The 16,243-nt window shown below is 68.4% G+C and carries 20 protein-coding genes and 1 pseudogene; 12 read left to right on the top strand and 9 right to left on the bottom strand.

Annotation, left to right across the window (positions count from 1 at the left end):
- Positions 1 to 61: 61 nt before the first annotated feature.
- A complete protein-coding gene (locus ACZ4TG_RS08895) occupies positions 62 to 1,249 on the bottom strand; it encodes an MFS transporter (protein WP_468160875.1) in 1,188 nt (395 codons plus the stop codon).
- Between the two features lie 79 nt (positions 1,250 to 1,328).
- Between ACZ4TG_RS08895 and ACZ4TG_RS08890 the strand changes: the two genes are divergently transcribed.
- A complete protein-coding gene (locus ACZ4TG_RS08890) occupies positions 1,329 to 1,718 on the top strand; it encodes a MerR family transcriptional regulator (protein WP_468161444.1) in 390 nt (129 codons plus the stop codon).
- A gap of 479 nt (positions 1,719 to 2,197) precedes the next feature.
- Here ACZ4TG_RS08890 and ACZ4TG_RS08885 read toward each other — a convergent pair whose 3' ends face one another.
- Positions 2,198 to 2,749, bottom strand: coding sequence for a TetR family transcriptional regulator C-terminal domain-containing protein (locus tag ACZ4TG_RS08885; RefSeq protein ID WP_468160873.1), 552 nt, complete (start codon positions 2,747 to 2,749; stop codon positions 2,198 to 2,200).
- A gap of 353 nt (positions 2,750 to 3,102) precedes the next feature.
- Here ACZ4TG_RS08885 and ACZ4TG_RS08880 point away from each other — a divergent pair, with 353 nt between their 5' ends.
- Complete coding sequence (locus ACZ4TG_RS08880) at positions 3,103 to 3,768, top strand: SGNH/GDSL hydrolase family protein (protein WP_468160871.1); 666 nt, start codon at positions 3,103 to 3,105, stop codon at positions 3,766 to 3,768.
- Between the two features lie 139 nt (positions 3,769 to 3,907).
- On the opposite strand, the gene ACZ4TG_RS08875 is transcribed toward ACZ4TG_RS08880, so the two are convergent.
- The gene (locus ACZ4TG_RS08875; protein WP_468160869.1) at positions 3,908 to 5,176 is read right to left on the bottom strand and encodes a TerD family protein; all 1,269 of its coding nucleotides are present in this window, start codon (positions 5,174 to 5,176) and stop codon (positions 3,908 to 3,910) included.
- A 163-nt stretch (positions 5,177 to 5,339) separates the two neighbouring features.
- Positions 5,340 to 5,978 carry a TetR/AcrR family transcriptional regulator gene (locus ACZ4TG_RS08870; protein WP_468160867.1) on the bottom strand — a complete coding sequence of 213 codons (639 nt, stop codon included), beginning with the start codon at positions 5,976 to 5,978 and terminating at the stop codon, positions 5,340 to 5,342.
- Positions 5,979 to 6,091: 113 nt separating this feature from the next.
- Here ACZ4TG_RS08870 and ACZ4TG_RS08865 point away from each other — a divergent pair, with 113 nt between their 5' ends.
- Positions 6,092 to 6,319, top strand: a complete 228-nt coding sequence (locus ACZ4TG_RS08865; RefSeq protein ID WP_468160865.1) for a hypothetical protein — start codon at positions 6,092 to 6,094, stop codon at positions 6,317 to 6,319.
- Here ACZ4TG_RS08865 and ACZ4TG_RS08860 read toward each other — a convergent pair.
- Positions 6,300 to 7,353: pseudogene (locus tag ACZ4TG_RS08860) on the bottom strand (glycosyltransferase). The gene ACZ4TG_RS08865 and the pseudogene ACZ4TG_RS08860 sit on opposite strands and share 20 nt — an antisense overlap.
- Positions 7,354 to 7,748: 395 nt before the next feature.
- Between ACZ4TG_RS08860 and ACZ4TG_RS08855 the strand changes: the two are divergent.
- The 9 genes from ACZ4TG_RS08855 (at position 7,749) to ACZ4TG_RS08815 (ending at position 14,271) form a co-directional block, all read left to right on the top strand.
- Entirely contained in the window at positions 7,749 to 8,363 is a 615-nt protein-coding gene (locus ACZ4TG_RS08855) for a type 2 periplasmic-binding domain-containing protein (RefSeq protein ID WP_468160863.1), read from the top strand.
- Positions 8,360 to 9,061: a cupin domain-containing protein gene (locus tag ACZ4TG_RS08850; protein ID WP_468160860.1), complete on the top strand. Its 702-nt coding sequence runs from the start codon at positions 8,360 to 8,362 to the stop codon at positions 9,059 to 9,061. The genes ACZ4TG_RS08855 and ACZ4TG_RS08850 overlap by 4 nt, the downstream gene beginning before the upstream one ends.
- Positions 9,061 to 9,822, top strand: a complete 762-nt coding sequence (locus ACZ4TG_RS08845) for an SDR family oxidoreductase (protein ID WP_468160858.1) — start codon at positions 9,061 to 9,063, stop codon at positions 9,820 to 9,822. The genes ACZ4TG_RS08850 and ACZ4TG_RS08845 overlap by 1 nt, the downstream gene beginning before the upstream one ends.
- Positions 9,813 to 10,586: an SDR family NAD(P)-dependent oxidoreductase gene (locus ACZ4TG_RS08840; protein WP_468160856.1), complete on the top strand. Its 774-nt coding sequence runs from the start codon at positions 9,813 to 9,815 to the stop codon at positions 10,584 to 10,586. The genes ACZ4TG_RS08845 and ACZ4TG_RS08840 overlap by 10 nt, the downstream gene beginning before the upstream one ends.
- Positions 10,587 to 10,625: 39 nt before the next feature.
- The gene (locus ACZ4TG_RS08835) at positions 10,626 to 11,918 is read left to right on the top strand and encodes an MFS transporter (protein WP_468160854.1); all 1,293 of its coding nucleotides are present in this window, start codon (positions 10,626 to 10,628) and stop codon (positions 11,916 to 11,918) included.
- A complete protein-coding gene (locus ACZ4TG_RS08830) occupies positions 11,908 to 13,095 on the top strand; it encodes an aminotransferase class I/II-fold pyridoxal phosphate-dependent enzyme (RefSeq protein WP_468160852.1) in 1,188 nt (395 codons plus the stop codon). Before ACZ4TG_RS08835 ends, ACZ4TG_RS08830 begins: the two co-directional genes overlap by 11 nt.
- A 20-nt stretch (positions 13,096 to 13,115) precedes the next feature.
- Positions 13,116 to 13,409 carry a chorismate mutase gene (locus tag ACZ4TG_RS08825; protein ID WP_468160850.1) on the top strand — a complete coding sequence of 98 codons (294 nt, stop codon included), beginning with the start codon at positions 13,116 to 13,118 and terminating at the stop codon, positions 13,407 to 13,409.
- 61 nt (positions 13,410 to 13,470) lie between these two features.
- Positions 13,471 to 13,764, top strand: a complete 294-nt coding sequence (locus ACZ4TG_RS08820; protein WP_468160848.1) for a Dabb family protein — start codon at positions 13,471 to 13,473, stop codon at positions 13,762 to 13,764.
- Between the two features lie 93 nt (positions 13,765 to 13,857).
- Positions 13,858 to 14,271 carry a response regulator gene (locus ACZ4TG_RS08815; RefSeq protein ID WP_468160846.1) on the top strand — a complete coding sequence of 138 codons (414 nt, stop codon included), beginning with the start codon at positions 13,858 to 13,860 and terminating at the stop codon, positions 14,269 to 14,271.
- A 36-nt stretch (positions 14,272 to 14,307) separates the two neighbouring features.
- Here ACZ4TG_RS08815 and ACZ4TG_RS08810 read toward each other — a convergent pair whose 3' ends face one another.
- The 4 genes from ACZ4TG_RS08810 to ACZ4TG_RS08795 all read right to left on the bottom strand — a co-directional run bounded on the left by ACZ4TG_RS08810 (position 14,308) and on the right by ACZ4TG_RS08795 (position 16,232).
- A complete protein-coding gene (locus ACZ4TG_RS08810; protein WP_468160844.1) occupies positions 14,308 to 14,532 on the bottom strand; it encodes a hypothetical protein in 225 nt (74 codons plus the stop codon).
- Between the two features lie 67 nt (positions 14,533 to 14,599).
- A complete protein-coding gene (locus ACZ4TG_RS08805; protein ID WP_468160842.1) occupies positions 14,600 to 15,250 on the bottom strand; it encodes a response regulator transcription factor in 651 nt (216 codons plus the stop codon).
- Between the two features lie 270 nt (positions 15,251 to 15,520).
- A complete protein-coding gene (locus tag ACZ4TG_RS08800) occupies positions 15,521 to 15,664 on the bottom strand; it encodes a hypothetical protein (RefSeq protein WP_468160840.1) in 144 nt (47 codons plus the stop codon).
- A 160-nt stretch (positions 15,665 to 15,824) separates the two neighbouring features.
- Positions 15,825 to 16,232, bottom strand: coding sequence for a hypothetical protein (locus ACZ4TG_RS08795; RefSeq protein ID WP_468160838.1), 408 nt, complete (start codon positions 16,230 to 16,232; stop codon positions 15,825 to 15,827).
- Positions 16,233 to 16,243 lie beyond the last annotated feature (11 nt).

Raw genomic sequence — 16,243 nt, 5'->3', positions numbered from 1 at the left:
CCGTGACGAGCGATTTACTGCGTACATGGCGTCCTCCTATGCGAGGCGAGTGGACAGGGAATCAGGTGACCGAAGCTTCGTGTGCGGCGCCCTTCGCCGACGTCCGTGTCCGGGGCAGGACGAGATAGGTCAGGGCCAGTCCGATCAGGCTCAGTACCGCGCCCGCCAGGCCGGTCCACCGCAGAGCACCGGCGGCGACGATCGCGCCGCCGATGACCGAGCCGGCTGCTGCACCGAGGTTGAAGGCGCCCACGTTGACGGAGACCGCCAGGCTCGGCGCGGCGCCCGCGTGGTGCAGGATCAGTCCCTGCAGCGGGGCGATGGTCGCGGTGGCGAACAGACCGAGTACCAGGACTGCTGCCACGGCGGTGGGCTGCCACACCACGGCGAACGGGACGAGCAGGAGCGTCCCCGCCAACCCGCCGAAGACCCCGCGTACGGTGGCGCTCATCGACTTGTCGGTCAGCTTTCCGGCGGTGAGGTTGCCAAGGAAACCACCCGCGCCGTAGGCGAGCAGCAGACCGGAGACCGCCGCGGCGGAGAAGCCGGAGACCCGGGTCAGCAGCGGGGCGATGTAGGTGAACACTGTGGCGACCCCGGAGAAGCCCACCGCGGTGGTGGCGATGGCGACCATGACCGGCCGACGCGTCACCACGCGTATCTCGTCACGCAGTCGCGTGGACGGTGCTTCCTGCCGGGGCAGTACGGCGGCCAGGAGCACGGTGCCCACCAGGGACAGAACGGTCAGCGCGGCGAACGGAGCCCGCCATCCTGCGCCCTGCCCGAGCAGTGCCCCCAGGGGCACTCCGAGGAGCGTGGCCACGGTGAAGCCGGAGGCCACGGTGGCGATGGCCGAGCCCGTCTTCTCAGCCGGGACCACCCGAGTCGCCGTCACCAGCGCCAGGGCCAGGAAGGCGGCGTGACTCAGCGAGGACACCACGCGGCCCACCAGGAGCAGGCCGAACGACGGCGCCACGGCGCTGATCGCGCTGCCCGCCGCGAACAGCAGCATCAGCCCGATGGCGAGGCCCTTGCGCGGCAGACGCGAGGTCAGCAGGGCCATGAGCGGCCCTCCCACCACGACTCCGAGCGCGTATGCGGTCACTGCTTGTCCGGCGGTTCCCACGGAGACGTCCAGATCCTCGCCGACCTGGGGCAGCAGCCCGGCGATCAGGTACTCCGAGGTACCCACGACGAAGACGCTTGCGCACAATGCGGCGAGCGTCGCGTAACCCTTGTTCACCTTCATGCCGCAGACGCTAAAGTCTCACATCGGTATGAGAGTCAAGCCGACCGGGCAATGTCCGCGCGACTATCAGGAGGTCCATGTGCGTATAGGTGAGTTGTCCCGGCGGACCGACGTGGCCGTGCACTTGTTGCGCTACTACGAGGAGCAGGGTCTGCTCCATCCGCAGCGTCGCCCCAGCGGTTACCGGGAATACGTCGAGGAGGACGTTGCCGTCGTCCGCCGCATCCGCAGCCTGCTAGCCGCCGGCCTGGGCACCTCTACGATCACCGCGGTCCTGCCGTGTCTGCGGGATACCGGCGACCGTCTCGTCCCCACCTGCTCGGACCTGCTTGCCGACCTCCACCAGGAGCGCGACCGCATCGCTCAGGCCATCAGCGACCTTCAGGCTTCCATGGACGCGCTCAACAACGTCATCGCTGCGGCCCCAGCCGACGTCACTCGCAGGGCACTGGCTTCACTCGACGCGTAAACGAATCGGCTCTCACAAACGACCCTCGAGCGCCACCCCAGCCCGCGCTGTCACGCAGCGCCAGGTTCACCCTGCCGCTCGCGCTCCGGCGCGGTCGCTGGCACCTATCACACTGGGCGCTTCACCAAGGTGCCCCGGCTCGCGAAACTCCTGCGCGTACCGACACCCGCCGACCGCGGCCCCGGCCAGCCCTGGTGGCCCGGCACCCCGACACCGGCGCCCGTCGACCCGGCACCCCGAGCGCGGACATCCGCATCGGGTACGCGAGGTGTTCCAGCCTCACCCGGGAACTCCAGTCGCAGCTCGACGCGCTCGCCTGGCACGGCAACACTGTGCTCCGCCGCCGCGCGAACGGTGAGACGGTCGAGAACATCCAGCCCGGCCTGCTCATCCCCACGGCCGCCGCAAGGGACACAGCCCCAGCCTCTCCAGCATCCATCGCGCGCTCGCCGAGCACGAGAAGCCCCAGGCGGCGTTCGTCAGCGCGGAGTGACGAGCAGGCCATCGATGATGCGGCGGGCCTTGCCCACCGCATCGGCATCCCCGGCTTGTAGAGCCGTATTCGCGGCGCACAACAGCGCGTCGATCTGGAACACCGCGAGCTCGACGTCGAGTTCGGCGATCTCACCGGCCTCCAGGGCGTACCGCAATTCGGTCGCGATGACCTCGCGCCATTCCTGCTGGTCGTGGAAGAGCGCGTCGCGGACCGGCCCGGGGTGGCTGTCGAACTCCGCGAGGTTCGCGGCTCTGAAACACCCGCCGGCGAGGAGCGGCGTCTCGGCGTACACGGTCCAGTGGTCGAGCAGGGAGCGCAGGCGGGCGGCCCCGCGGGGCGCCGACCCGGCCGGCCGGATGACGGCGTCGATGAAGAGCCCGCGCGCGAATTCGACGGCCGCGAGCTGCAGGATCTCCTTCGTCTTGAAGAGGGTCTGGATTCCCGCCTTGCTGAGTCCCGTGTCGAGTGCCAGCCGGCCGAAGCTGACACTGCCGAGACCCTCCAGCGAGGCGACGTCCACAGCCTGACGGAGCACGATCTTCCGTGTACGGGCGCCGCGCAGGAGGCGTTTGTCCGTGACCTCAGCCTGGTCCGAGGGCGGGAGCGCATACGATCCGGGGCCGTTCGAGCGTGAGGTGGCCGGTTCCGTCGCACTTTCCATACGGTCGATCGTACTGCATGTGACGTGGGGCATACCGGTCCCCCAGGTGGTGGTCGAACCGCTCCTCCGGGCCGAAGGCCAGGCGTCGCACCGTGGAGGGGCAGCTACCTCTCGGTGTTCAGCGTGGACAACTTCCTCCCCCTGGGCGACGACTGGCAGATGTGGCCCCAGGACGGAACCCGCGGATGGACCTTGTCTCTACATACGCTCGGCCGTATTCTTTCATCATGACTTCTACTCACCTCACCGAGGAGTCCGACCCGTTCTGCCTGTCGCCGCGGGACGCCGCAGCGCTGCTGTTGGGCGCCCCCTGGCGCCGGTTCGCCGTGATCGGAGACAGCCTGTCGGCCGGCACCGGGGACCCCAGCCCCGGCTACGAGGACAGGGGCTGGCCCGACAGGTTCGCCGACATCCTGCGGCGCGTACGGCCGGACCTGGAGTACCTGAACACGGCCGAGGACGGAGCGACGACGGCGCAGACCCTCGAAAAACAGATCGGCCGCGCGCTGGACTTCGAACCGGACCTCCTCCACCTGCCCTGCGGCGCCAACGACCTGGTACGGCGCAAGCCGGACTTCGACGAGATCGAGCAGAGGCTCCGGCGCATGTACGAACTGGCCTCGCGCACCGGCGCCCAGCTGACGACGTTCACCCTGGGCAGGGCGTACGTCGTTCCCGTCTTCCCGGACTGGAGCGAACGGGTGACCCGGATCAACGCCATCACCCGCGCCCTGGCCGCCGAGTACGCGGGCGTCGTCGTGGACATGTGGGACCACCCCGTCAACGCCCGCGAAGACCTGCTGAGCGAGGACCGCATCCACTTCTCGGCCTCGGGCCAGGCGGTGCTGGCGACGGAGATGGCCAAGGCCCTCAGCCCCCTCAGCCGCACCTGATGCCGGGTCGGTCAGGTCTTCGGCCAGGCCGGTGCGCTTCTTGTCCTTGCCGAGGGGCGGGATGAGGGCGGATGCTGCTTCGAGAGGACCAGAACGGCGAGGACGAGGCCCCGCCCCGGCCGGCGGCGGGCCGGGTCGGTCAGTCCTTGCTGGCCGTTTCCCAGGCCATTCCCCAGCCGTACTCGATATCCGCGGCCTGCTGCTTGAAGACGCCGGGCGCCAGCAAGAGGTACTTCGCCTCCCGACGCACGATCAGTTCCCCTCCCACGTTCTCGATCAGTGCGATCGCGGCGACCGGTGAAGGAACGGTGCACTCGTCCAGGCGCACCTCGATCGGCGGACCGGTGGGCGGATACAGCGTGGCGACCCCGTGCAGACCCGCGAAGCTGGACGCCCCGTCGTAGATGACGACGAACACCAGGATGCGCTTGATCTCGGCCGCGTGATCAAGGTTGATCATGAGGTTCTCGCCGGTCTCGCTCGCGCCGGTCCGGTCGTCCTGGTCCAGGCGGATGTACGGAGGCTGGTCGAACGAGCCGAACTGGTTGTTGATGGGGTGGACGATCCCCTTCGTTCCGTTCTGCAGCTCCCACAGACAGGAGAGGTCCAGATCGACGTCCTCCAGCCGGACGGCGGCCTTCCCCTTGTTCATCCAGCCCCGCGGCGGCTTGGGGGCGCTCCACGAGAGGTTGACCCGCATGGCTCCTGAAGTGGCCCCCTGCTTGGTCAGCGAAACCGCAGGCGCCGCCTTCGTCAACGTGATCTTCGACAGCCGCACCGGCTCCGCACGCGCGGGCGACGGAGCCTGCGGTGCCGGGGCAAGTGGCGCAGGCGAAGGACGCGTTGACGGAATCGCTGCCCGCGGCGCCGGTGCGGGCGTGGCGGGTTCGTCGACGGTGATGCCGAAATCGGTGGCGAGCCCTGCCAGACCGGAGGCGTATCCCTGGCCCACCGCCCGGAACTTCCATGCGCCGTTGCGCCGATACAGCTCCCCGAGCACGAACGCCGTCTCCGATGTGGCACCCGTGGCGTCGAACCGCGCCGCCTCTGCGCCGCTTTCCGCGTCCAGCACGCGTACGAACAGGCCGGACACCTGACCGAAGGTGCCGTCGGTGGAAGCCGCGAGCACCACCGTCCCGATCTCCTGCTCCACCGCGGACAGCTTCACCCCGATCGTCTCGAGCGCGCCCGCGCCGTCCTGGCGCCTGCCCTCATGACGCACCGCACCACTGGGATGCACGGGCTGGTTGTAGAACACGAAGTCGTCGTCCGACCGCACCTTGCCGGCCGCCGTCAGCAACAGAGCTGACACGTCCACATCCGGGGCTCCGGGACCTTCTCGCCAGCCCAGCTCCACCCGGACGCTGGTACTTGCCACCGGTGCGTTGGCACCCTTCTGCAAGGACATGTGGGTCCCCCTTCCGCCGACTTCCGCCACGTCCGCAGCGTACGAGGTTTTGGCGTGCTCCCCTCCCCGAAGGCGCGGATTGCTCCTCCTCCAGGGGAAGTTGGGGGAGCTCCGTCCAGCGGGGGGCGAGAACGAGCGCCCCGCCCGCGCTCGCCTCGGCATGTCAGGGCCCGGGGCGTGGGGTGGCGCCGGGTGCGGTGAGGTGGCGGGCGAGTGCGACGAGGGTGTCGCGCCGGTGGTCGGCCGCGGTTGCGGCAGTGCCGTCCTGGACGCCTGCTGGCGGGAGGGTCTCGGGGACGAGCATGCGGGCGAGCTGGGGGAGGGTGAACCAGCTGGTGGTGAGCGTGATGAGGGTGTGCATGAGCTGGGCCGCGGGGACCTCTGCGGTGACGGCTCCGTCGTGCTGGGCCTGGGTGATGGCGGCGACTTTTTGCGCGTAGTAGTCGGTGCGTTCGCATTCGGCGACGACGCGGTCCTGGCACATCAGGCCCTCCCAGGCCAGGAGCCGGGCGAAGTGCGGGTGGGCGCGGTGGTAGTCGTAGTTGCGCCCCGCGAAGTCGCCCAGGTCGCGGGCCTGTTCGGGGGTGAGGGGGACGGCGGTGGCGAGCTTGGCCATCTCCGCTTCCAGTACGGCGACGAACAGCTTCTCCTTGCTGCCGAAGTACTGGTAGATCCGCTCCTTGTTGACCCCGGCGCGGGTGGCGACCCGTGCGACGCGGGCACCTTCGGGGCCGTGCTCGGCGAATTCCTCCACGGCGGCGTCGAGGAGGAGTTGCTTGGTGCGTGCGGTGTCCCAGGCCATGGCCCCATCCTACGCTATTTCCAACTCGACGGTTGGATTTGATCGACGGCTGTGCCAGACTCCAACCGGAAGGTTGGAAACACCGCTTCGACCCATTACGGCAAGGGGAACCCATGTCCGCACAGCCCGTACCCTCGATCCACCGCCGCGCTCTGATCACCTGGATCGCCGTCTACCCCACCATCACCATCGCCCTCGCCCTGCTGCGCCCGGTCATGAAGGGCATACCGCTGGTGGTCCAGACGCTGATCCTGACGGCGATCGCCATCCCGATCGTCGTCTACCTCCTGGTCCCCGCGCTGATGAAGGGCAACGCCGCCCTCACCCGCCGGGCGAGGTAAGTGCGGCCCACCTCACGGTCTCGCCCGGATCCGGTTCGCACGGACACGCGCGCGGCGTTGCCCGGCCGACCGTGTCGAGCAGCAGCTTCGCGGCCACCGTCGCTCCGTCGGTGCGGATCGAGCCGGCCACGGCGCCGGCTCGTGCTCGGGTCCCGGGGGTCAGGGCCGTGGTGAGCGCGGCGGACAGGGAGTCGACGGTCGCGGCGGGACCTTCGTGTGCCGCGCCGGTGCCCAGCTCGGCTACCCGGGCGGCCCGGCGCGGCTGGTCCACGATCTGGGGTACGACGACCTGGGGTACGACGACCTGGGTGCGCCGGTCCGGGCGGCCGTCGTCGTGGCGCCGGCGCCGCCGTGGTGCACGACGGCGGCCACCCGGCCGAACAGTGCCTGCTGGTTCACCTCGCCGACGACGCAGCAGTCGTCGGCGTCGTCGATCGGGCCCAAACCGGCCCAGCCGCGGGCGAGCAGTACGCGGCGGCCGTGCGCGCGGCTCGCCTCGATCGCCACCCGGGCGATGTCCTTCGGGGCGTGCGCGGCCATACTGCCGAAGCCCACGTAGACCGGCGGCGCGCCGGCGTCCAGGAACGCCTCCAACTCTCTTGGGAGCGGACGGTCGTCGGGCAGGATCCATGCCCCCGGTCTGCACGATGTCGAGGTCCGTCATGTCCTGGGACGGCCACAGGTTCGCGTCTGCCGCCCGCCACGGCCGGTCGGTGAAGACGTGATCGGTGGAAGCAGGCGTACACGTAGGGGATGCCCAGTTTCTCGGCCACGTCCCGTGCGCCGGCCGGCATCAAGCCGGTCGCCAGCAGCGCGTCGCATCCCTGGGCGGCCGCGGTGAGCGTGTCGAACCGCGCGGCGACCAGCTCGGGAGCGAGCCGGAACGCGTCGTGCGCCGAAGGCGGCTTCGTGCCGGCGACCACCGAGCGCACCGTGGGACCAAGCGGCACCAGCGACACGCCTGCACGCGCCAGCAGCTGCGCGAACTCGGGAACTCCCCACGCCCTCACGCCTTGAGGCGTAGAGCTGCGAATCGTGAGACGTCCGGCGTAACAGAGGGCATCGATGGGCGCGTTTCGGCCAAGGTGTCGTGAGCCCGCCCTCGGTCGCACAAGCGCGTGCACCCTCTTCGCTCCCGCTTCCTCCTGGTGTCGGCTGTCGGCCCGAGGCCTCAAACGAGTAGGCGGAAAAGAAACGTCATTGACCGGAAACAAGGGCGTAACTTCGCTGGGTGAAGCGATGAAAGGGGTTGGTTCAGACCTGAGGTGCGGTGTTTTCGGCCAGGCTCAGGAACGTGTTGAAGGAGTGGATCAAGCCATGTATCTTCATCTCACATTCGGACCGGCACTTGAGGTGTGGGGAGTCCCAAAGGTGTCCCTGTCAGGGCGAAATCGAGTCGACTGGCAGTGATATCGGAAAAGAGTGATGCGTGGAAATCCTGCAGATACCCGATAGCGAGAGGCGGGCATTTGATGCGCTTATACCTGCCGACTCGGCGAAATCCGTCAAGCTGGGCACACTGGGTCCACGAGGGACGAGCAGCGAGTACATCGCCCAATCGATGGTGCGCAGTCTCGGCGACCGGGATTCCTTTCGCATCGTCCTTGAGAACACGTACGAACGGTGCATGGATTCCCTGGCGGGCGGGCAGGTCGACCTGGCGCTCGTGGCCCATGCCTATCCAAAGATCAACGCCTTCTACATGAACCCGCTCCTGGAGCCGGCGATCGTTTTTCGCGGCAATACGCCCGAGTATGGGCTGGCAACGCGACCCGACTTCGAATTCCATGAAGAGATGCTCTTCAGTGAGACCGTCGTATCGCACCCGGCGCCCGTTCCCCTCCTGCAATACCATTTCGACCGGCCTGTTCAGCTGGCCACCGCGAATTCGACGAGTCAGGCCGCCCGCGACGTCGCCGACGGGCGGTACGACATCGCCATCACCAACGAGCAGGCGATGAGAGAGCACAACCTGAAGTTCGTCTACAGGTTCTCGCACATCCCCATGACGTGGACCGTTTTCTCGCGAAAGGTGAACAAGTGACCACGCAGACGCATGAACGGCTGTACTTCCCGGCTCCGGACGTGGTGAGCCACGACAGCGGGATCCGATTCGAGTCCTATCGACGTGACGACACCGAGGTCCGGCTCTCCTTCATTCCGCCCGGCGCCGTCGCGACGAGCCCCGACCTCGAGAAGGCACGGGTCGGCATGATCGTCCGCGGCGAACTCTCCGTGACGGTCGGGGAGGTGACGAAGGTGATGCGGACGGAGCACGACGTCTACGTCGTCCCGCCTCACGTCGGACTGTCCGCCGTGAACTCCACGGCGGAGGAAACGGTCCTGCTCGAGATCACGCGCAGCAAACCGGGCGAGAAGTACCCCGCGCCGAACGGATACTTCCTGGAACCCCTCGAGTCCCGGAAGTTCGTCAAGATGGACGTGACGTTCTTCTTGGCCGACTGGATCGAGCTGATGATCGCCGACATTCCCGGCGGCGGTCAGATGCCGTACCACAAGCACTCCCACGAGCAGATCGGGATATGCCTCGAAGGCCGCTACGAAATGACCGTCGAGGAAACCAGCCACGAGCTCCAGTTCGGCGGCACCTACTTCTGCGCCGGGCAGGAGGGACACAGCGCGGAGAACCCCAACACCGGCCTGGCGCGCTCCCTCAACATCTTCATTCCGCCCCGGTACCACCGGGTACCCAAGCAGGAAGAAGAGCAGGAAACCAGCTGATGCGCGTAGCGGTAATCCTGGGTGCCAGCCAGGGAATCGGGCGCGCGACCGCCCTGCGTCTGCGTGCCAAAGGACATGTGACCGTCCTGTCCGCACGCACGAAGAGCGCACTGGAAGAGGTCGCAGAGGTATCCGGCGGGCAGGACGTCCATGTAGTACCGGGTGACGTCACGTCGCCGGCGTTTCGCGAGGAACTGGTCGATTACGTGGAGCGGCGATTCGGCAGGATCGACGTACTCGTCAACAATGCGCCCGGCCCGGCACCGGGATCCTTCGACAGCGTGGCCGCCGCCGATGTGACCTCCGCGATGGAGCGGAAACTCGTCCCGTACCTGGACCTCATCAAATCCGTGGCTCCGGTGATGGTGCGCAACGAATTCGGGCGGATCATCAACATCGTCGGCAACATCGGAAAGGAACCTGCCCCGGGCATGTTTCTTTCGGGCCTGGTCAACGCGGCCGTGGCGAACGCCAGCAAGTATCTGGCGGGTCAGTACGCCCGGCACAACGTGACGGTCAACTGCGTGCACCCCGGAACGATCCGGACCCAGCGCTACGACCGCGCCGTGGAGCACATGAGCCAGGCCCGAGGCGTACCGCGGTCCGAGGCGGAGGACCGCTTGAAGCAGGCCATCCCCATGGCCAGACCGGGAAAGGCCGAAGAGGTGGCCGCTCTCATCGCTTTCCTGGCGTCCGAAGAGGCGTCCTATCTCACCGGACAGCAGATATCGGTCGACGGTGGGCAACTGACATGCGTATAGGAGAAGACGAGCTCGTGTTCAAGGATTGTGTGGTCGTGGTCACCGGCGCCGCTTCCGGCATCGGAAAGCAGACCGCGATCGAATTCGCCCGGCAGGCCGCGCACGTCGTCGTCGCCGACATCGACGAGCGGCTCGGCACCGCCGTCGTCGACGACCTGAAGAGCGACGGACTCGACGCGATCTTCGTCAGGGCCGACCTCACCAGCGAGGCGGACTGCAAGAACCTCATCGGCGCCGCCGTCGAGACCTTCGGCCGGCTCGACGTCCTGGTCAACAACGCGGGAATCGAGATCTCGACGCCCCTGCACGAGATGTCCGAGCAGGAGTGGGACAAGCTCGTCGACACCAACCTGAAGAGCATGTTCCTGTGCTCGAAGCACGCCCTGCGCGAAATGGTCGAGGCGACGAAGGGCGTCATCGTGAACGTCTGCTCGGTCAGCGGGCTGGTCGCATGGCCCGGCATCGCCGCCTACAACGCGACGAAGGGCGGCGTGATGATGCTGACGAAGTCGCTCGCCGTCGACTACGCGCGGTACAACATCCGGGCGAACTGCGTCTGTCCCAGCATCATCGACACCCCCATGACCGACACGTCCATCGCCCACGACGCGTCGGTCAAGGAGGAGAAGGCGAAGCTGAATCCGATCGGGCGCCTCGGCACGCCCGAGGACGTGGCGAACGCGATCCTCTTCCTCGCCTCGGACAAGTCGTCGTTCATCACGGGAGCCGCGCTCACCGTAGACGGCGGATACACGGCGATCTAGCCGTTCTGTTCAGAAACACCGCAAGAAAGGTTGGTTGTAGTGTCGAACCGATTGAGCGTCGAGAAGGGCGCGGCCAGGTTCCCCTTGCTGGCGGTTCTCGCACTGATGGCCGGCATCTTCGCGGTCGGCTCGGAAGAACTCGTGGTGTCCCCACTACTGGTGGACATGGCCACGTCGTTCGACACGACGGTGGCAGTGATGGCACTGTCGGTCAGCACCTACGGCATCAGCACGGCGATGGGCGCCCTGCTCTTCGCCCCGCTCGGCGACCGTTTCTCACGCCGCCTCAGCCTGACGATCGGGATGGCCGCATTCGTCCTGGGCACCTTGATGTGCGCGTTCGCCACCGGACCGGGCGTCTTCTTCACGGGAAGGGCACTGGCCGGTCTGGCAACGGGAGCCTTCGTGCCGACCGCCTACGCCTTCGTCGGCGACAACATCGCCTACGAGCATCGGGCCAGGGCCATGGGCATCCTGGTGTCCAGTTGGTCGATCTCCCTCGTGCTCGGCGTGCCCATGGGGTCCTTCATCGGGCAATGGGCGAACTGGCGGTGGACCTTCGGGTTGCTCTCGGTCCTGGGCGTCTTCGTCGCCTTCGTACTGCTGATCACCAGGAGCAGCACCGGTCCTGCCGGTGACGAGGCCCCCCAGCCGGCGCAGGACGCCGCCCCGGTCTCGTCGGAGAAGTGGATCCGGTCGGCAGCCCGGGCGTTCCTGGCGCCGAAGGTGGGCCTGTACGTGCTGGCGACCTTCCTGAACATGCTCGGCTTCTACGGCATGTACACCTTCCTCGGCAGCGCCATGCAGTACCGGTTCGGCGACGGAAGCTCCATGACCGGCATCATGATCCTGCTGTACGGTCTCGGGTTCGCGACGAGCTTCGTCACCGGCAGGTGGGCCGACAAATTCGGCAAGGAGCGAGTCCTGGTCGCGCTGCTGGGCGGCCTCGTCCCGGCGCTGGTGGCCATCCCGCTCGTGGCCCGCTGGACGCCGCTTCTGGTGATCTTCCTGTTCCTCTGGGGCGCGATGCAGAGCCTGGTCGTCACCCTGCTCAGCACGCTCCTCAGCGAATCCTCCCAGCAGTACCGCGGGACCGTCCTCGCCTTCTACAGCCTCGCGACCAACCTCGCGGTGGCCCTGGGCGCCGCGCTGCTCGGTCCCCTGTTCACGGAGTACGGGTTCTCCGCCGTGGGCTGGGTCTGCGCAGGGATCACCCTCGTCGCCTTCGTGCTCAGCGGTTGGGCCCACCGGCGGGGCACCGAGCGGGCCACGGGCGGCGACGGCGCCCCGGTGCGCACCCTTGAGACGAAGGCGGCGGGAAGTGAAAACTGAATTCGCGCGCAGGCTCCTGGACCTGCCCCGAAGTTCGTTCGCGACGACCACGGGCAGGATCGCCGAGCTCGTCGAAGCAGGAGAGGACGTCGTCAATCTCTGCCAGGGAAACCCTGACCTCCCCACACCGCCGCACATCGTCGAGGCCCTGCGCCAGGAGGTTCTCGACCCCGCCACGCACCGGTACCCGGCGTTCTCCGGGATGCTCGAACTCAAGGTCGCCATCGCCGACTGGTACGCGGCGCACCACCAGGTTCACCTGGACCCCGAGACCGAGGTGGCGATCCTGTTCGGTGCGAAGGCGGGCCTGGTGGAGATCAGCCAGTGCTTCCTGAACCCGGGTGACGTCTGCCTCATGCCGGACCCCGCGTTTCCGGACTACTGGGCGGGCGTGGTGCTGGCCAGAGCGCGCATGCATCCTCTTCCGCTCCTGCGGGAGAACGGTTTCCTCCCGGACTACGACGCCCTCGACCCGGCCGTCCGCGACGCGGCCAAGCTGATGTTCCTGAACTACCCGAACAATCCGACCTCGGTGACGGCGCCGCTGGAGTTCTACGAGCGCACCGTCCGCTTCGCCGAGGCGCATGACGTCATCGTGGCGTCCGACTTCGCCTACGGGGCACTGACCCTGGGCGGCGACGTACCGGTCTCCTTCTTGCAGGCGGCCGGCGCGAAGGACGTCGGCGTCGAGTTCATCTCGCTGTCCAAGATGTTCAACATGGCGGGGTGGCGGATCGGTGCCGTCGTGGGCAACCGCGACGTCATCGCCGCGATCAACCTCATCCAGGAGCACTACTACGTCTCGCTCCCGCCGTTCATCCAGAGGGCGGCCGTCACGGCGCTGACCGGCCCCCAGGACTGCGTCCAGGAGCTGTCGGACATCTATGGACGCCGAAGGGACGGCTTCGTCGCCGGGATGAGGGGCGCCGGATGGGACGTCGACGTGCCACGGTCGATCTTCGCCTGGCTGCCGATACCGGGTGCGGGAAGTTCCGTCGCGTTCGCCGACGAGCTGCTCCAGGAGGCCAAGGTCGCCGTGGCGCCCGGCCGTTGGTTCGGAGAACACGGTGAGGGATACGTACGGGTGAGTCTCCTGGCGCCCGAGGACAGGCTCAGAGAGGCTGTCGGCCGCCTCGCCGACTTCCGGTCCGCGCGCGGCAACGAAACACGTGAGTGACACAGAAGGGAATCCGGACCATGGACAACGCCATCGAGGGCAAGGACGCCATCGAAGGGGACCGGCGGGAGATCGACGGTCTCGACGCGCGCATCATCGAGCTGCTCGGGCAGCGAGCCCGCGTATCGGCGCGCATACAGAGGACCCGCATCAGCGGGGGAGGCCCGCGCACGGTTCTGGCCCGGGAGGCGGAAGTCCTCGGCCGGTACCAGAACGGACTCGGCGCGACGGGCACGCCGATCGCGATGAACGTTCTCAAGCTCTGCCGCGGCGCCAGTCCCGCGGCGGATTCGGCGCTGGCAACGACCGAGTGACGGCCCGGTCCGAATCCGACACGAACAGCCCTCGCACAGCGAGGCGTACAGGAGAACCACTGTGATACGCCACGTCGTACTCTTCAAACTCAAGCCGGGATTCGACTGGAGCGATCCGCGCGTCCTGGAAGCGGAACGCACCGCGGCCAGGGTCGGCGAAGAAGTCCCCGACCTCAAGGAGTGGCGCTACGGGCGCAACATCTCGACGCGCCCCATCGCGTACGACTTCCTGGTCGACGGGCTCCTCGACGACATGGAAGCGGTCGAGCGATATCTCGTCCACCCCTTCCATCAGGACGCGATCACCCAATGGCGGGAGATCAGCGACTGGGTCATGGTCGACGTCGAGGAGTAGGAGCGGCTCCGGGGGACGCGGGTGACACGCGTGCCCCGGCTTCCGGCTCCCGGGTCGCCTCCCGGCGCGCGGGAACGGAGGATGGGGTAGGTGATGACGGTTTTGGTGGTCGGCGTGCCCGACGGCGAGCAGCTGGAGCTGCTGCGTTCGGGTATCCAGCGCAACCCCCACTTCCGGGTCGTATCGCATGCCCACGACCCCGCCGTCGCTCTCGCGCACGCCCGCGTCCTGCTCCCCGACATCACGGTCCTGTCGCTGCCTGCCGGGATCGACAGCCTGGAGGCGGACCCGGACGCCCTCCGCGTGTTCCACGGCGTACGCGCCTTGGACCCGCCGAGCGGGGTGGTGCTGCGGACGGCGGCCGCCCGCGTGCCCCGTGCGGTGTCGGGCCTCGCGGTCGAGGGCGCCGTCCACGTCGTGCGCGAGGCGGATTCCGAAGCCCTGATGCGGGCCCTGCGTACGATCGGGCTGCGCCGGGCCAGCTGCGACCCCGACGAGATGCCCTGACCTGGTCCTCCGCGGGAGGGCCGTCGCCCTCCCGGCTCAGATGCCGGCCCTCCACACCTCGGGGCCGCCGCCTTCCCAGCGGATCGGCCCGTCCTCGGACAGGTCCACGTCCTCCAGGCCCGCCCGGCGCAGGAACTCCGACACGTCGGACGGCGAGTGGGCGCGGCCGAGGTCGGCGTCCACGCCCAGGGCGTGCACGGTCACCTTCCGCCCGCCCTTGGGTGACACGGGATGAATGACGATCTCCGTCTGGTCCGGCATACATCCAGCCTGAGGGGATCCGGCCGGTCCGGCACGCCGGGCGAGCGCCCCGCGGGGCGGCCGGCCCTCAGAGCGGGAGGCCGTGGGGGAGGAGTCCGGCGCGTTCCGCTTGGAGTGCGGCCTGGACGCGGCCGGTGACTTCGAGTTTGGTCAGGATGGCGCTGACGTGGTCTTTGACCGTGCCGTGGCCGAGGTGCAGGCGGCGGGCGATGTCCGCGTTGGACAGGCCGGCAGCGAGCAGGACGAGGACGGCGTGTTCGCGGCGGGTCAGGCGCGAGGTGCGCGTGGTGTCGGGCCGCTGCCGGGCGTGGTCGAGGAAGCCGGCGATGATGCCGCTGCTGACGTCGGAGGACAGCATGGTCCAGCCCTGCGCGAGGAATCGCACCAGCGGAGCCAGACGCTCGGGCTCCGTGGACTTCAGGACGTACCCGGCCGCGCCCGACGCCAAGGCCAGCGCCACGTACTCCTGGTCCGCCGACCTCGACAGGACGCATACCGCGGGCGCCACCGCCAGCCGTGCCAGCCCCGCGTTGACCGAGGGCGCTTCGGTGGTGCAGCAGTCCAGCAGTACCACCTGCGGCTGCGTTTCACCGATGGCGGCCACGGCCTCGCCCACGGGCACGGCGGCGGTGGTCTTGATGTCGTCCGCCGTATCGAGGACCTGCCGCAGACCGGCTCTGATCAGCGGTTCGTCGTCTACTACCACTACCTCGATCATGGCGCTCCCACCAGGCGGCCTCTCTACCCCCCTGCCCCCCGCGCAAGGGGAGAAAACTGAGACCGCCTGGTGTGGCCCGATAGGTGGGAAGCCCGTCCCCACCTGCCCGTGGTGCTCGCCCGGCGGCCCCCGGGTTCTTCGGTCGGTGGGCGGCCACCGGACGGGCCCGGGGCGTGTGCTCAGCTCTGTCCCGGCTCCGGGCTCTTGCGGGCGCCTACCTTGCCGAGCGCGTAGGTCATGACCGCTGCGATGACCGCGGTGGCGACGAGCTCACCCCAGTAGGCTGATCAGGACACACTTGGAGACGTTGTACTCCTGCCGCGGGTCGACGGCGTGCGCGGGGGCGGCCCCGAACGCGACGGCCGCGAGAACCATCGCGGAAACGATTCTGATCTTCTTCACTGCGTCCCTCATGTCGCACGGGGTACGGGCCTGAGTGCCGCCCCCGCTTGTCATGAGCATCAGAGAATTGATCGTCCGCAGGTATCCGCCGACCGTCCCGAACCACCCCCCCCCCGACCGGCGGGGGAGCCCCCCCGCCGGTGCCGGATGGCAGACGCAGGCACTTCTCCGGTCAGCGGTCCCTTCGGCGCCGGGCGGCCCGGTGGGACCGGTGGGCGCGGTAGCGGGCGGTCCATCGTGCGAGGAGTTCGCCCGGTGTGCGGGCCGGCGGTGTGTGCTCGGCGGGCCACCCCTCCCCCCGGGTGAGCGGGGCGGTCGGCATGAGGTAGCGGGTGCCTTCCGATTCCAGCATGCAGAGGGGGACGTCGTCGGGATCGTAGGGATGGCCGACATGGATCAGGAACGGCTGCGGCGGATCGGTGGCGACCTCGCCGCGCAGGAGGGCGGCGGCCCCGGATGTCCGGGCCGTTGAGACGACCCGCCCGTCGACGAGGAGTTCGACGTGGTCGCGCCGCACGTCGTACAGGACGGTGATGGAGTGCCCGTCCTGATCGAGGTGGTACCGGTGGTGGCCCGCCACGGCAGCCTCCC

The sequence above is a fragment of the Streptomyces sp. NPDC028314 genome (assembly GCF_055565795.1).
Note: the sequence above shows the minus strand (reverse complement) of the source record. Positions and strands in the feature narration are given on the sequence as shown.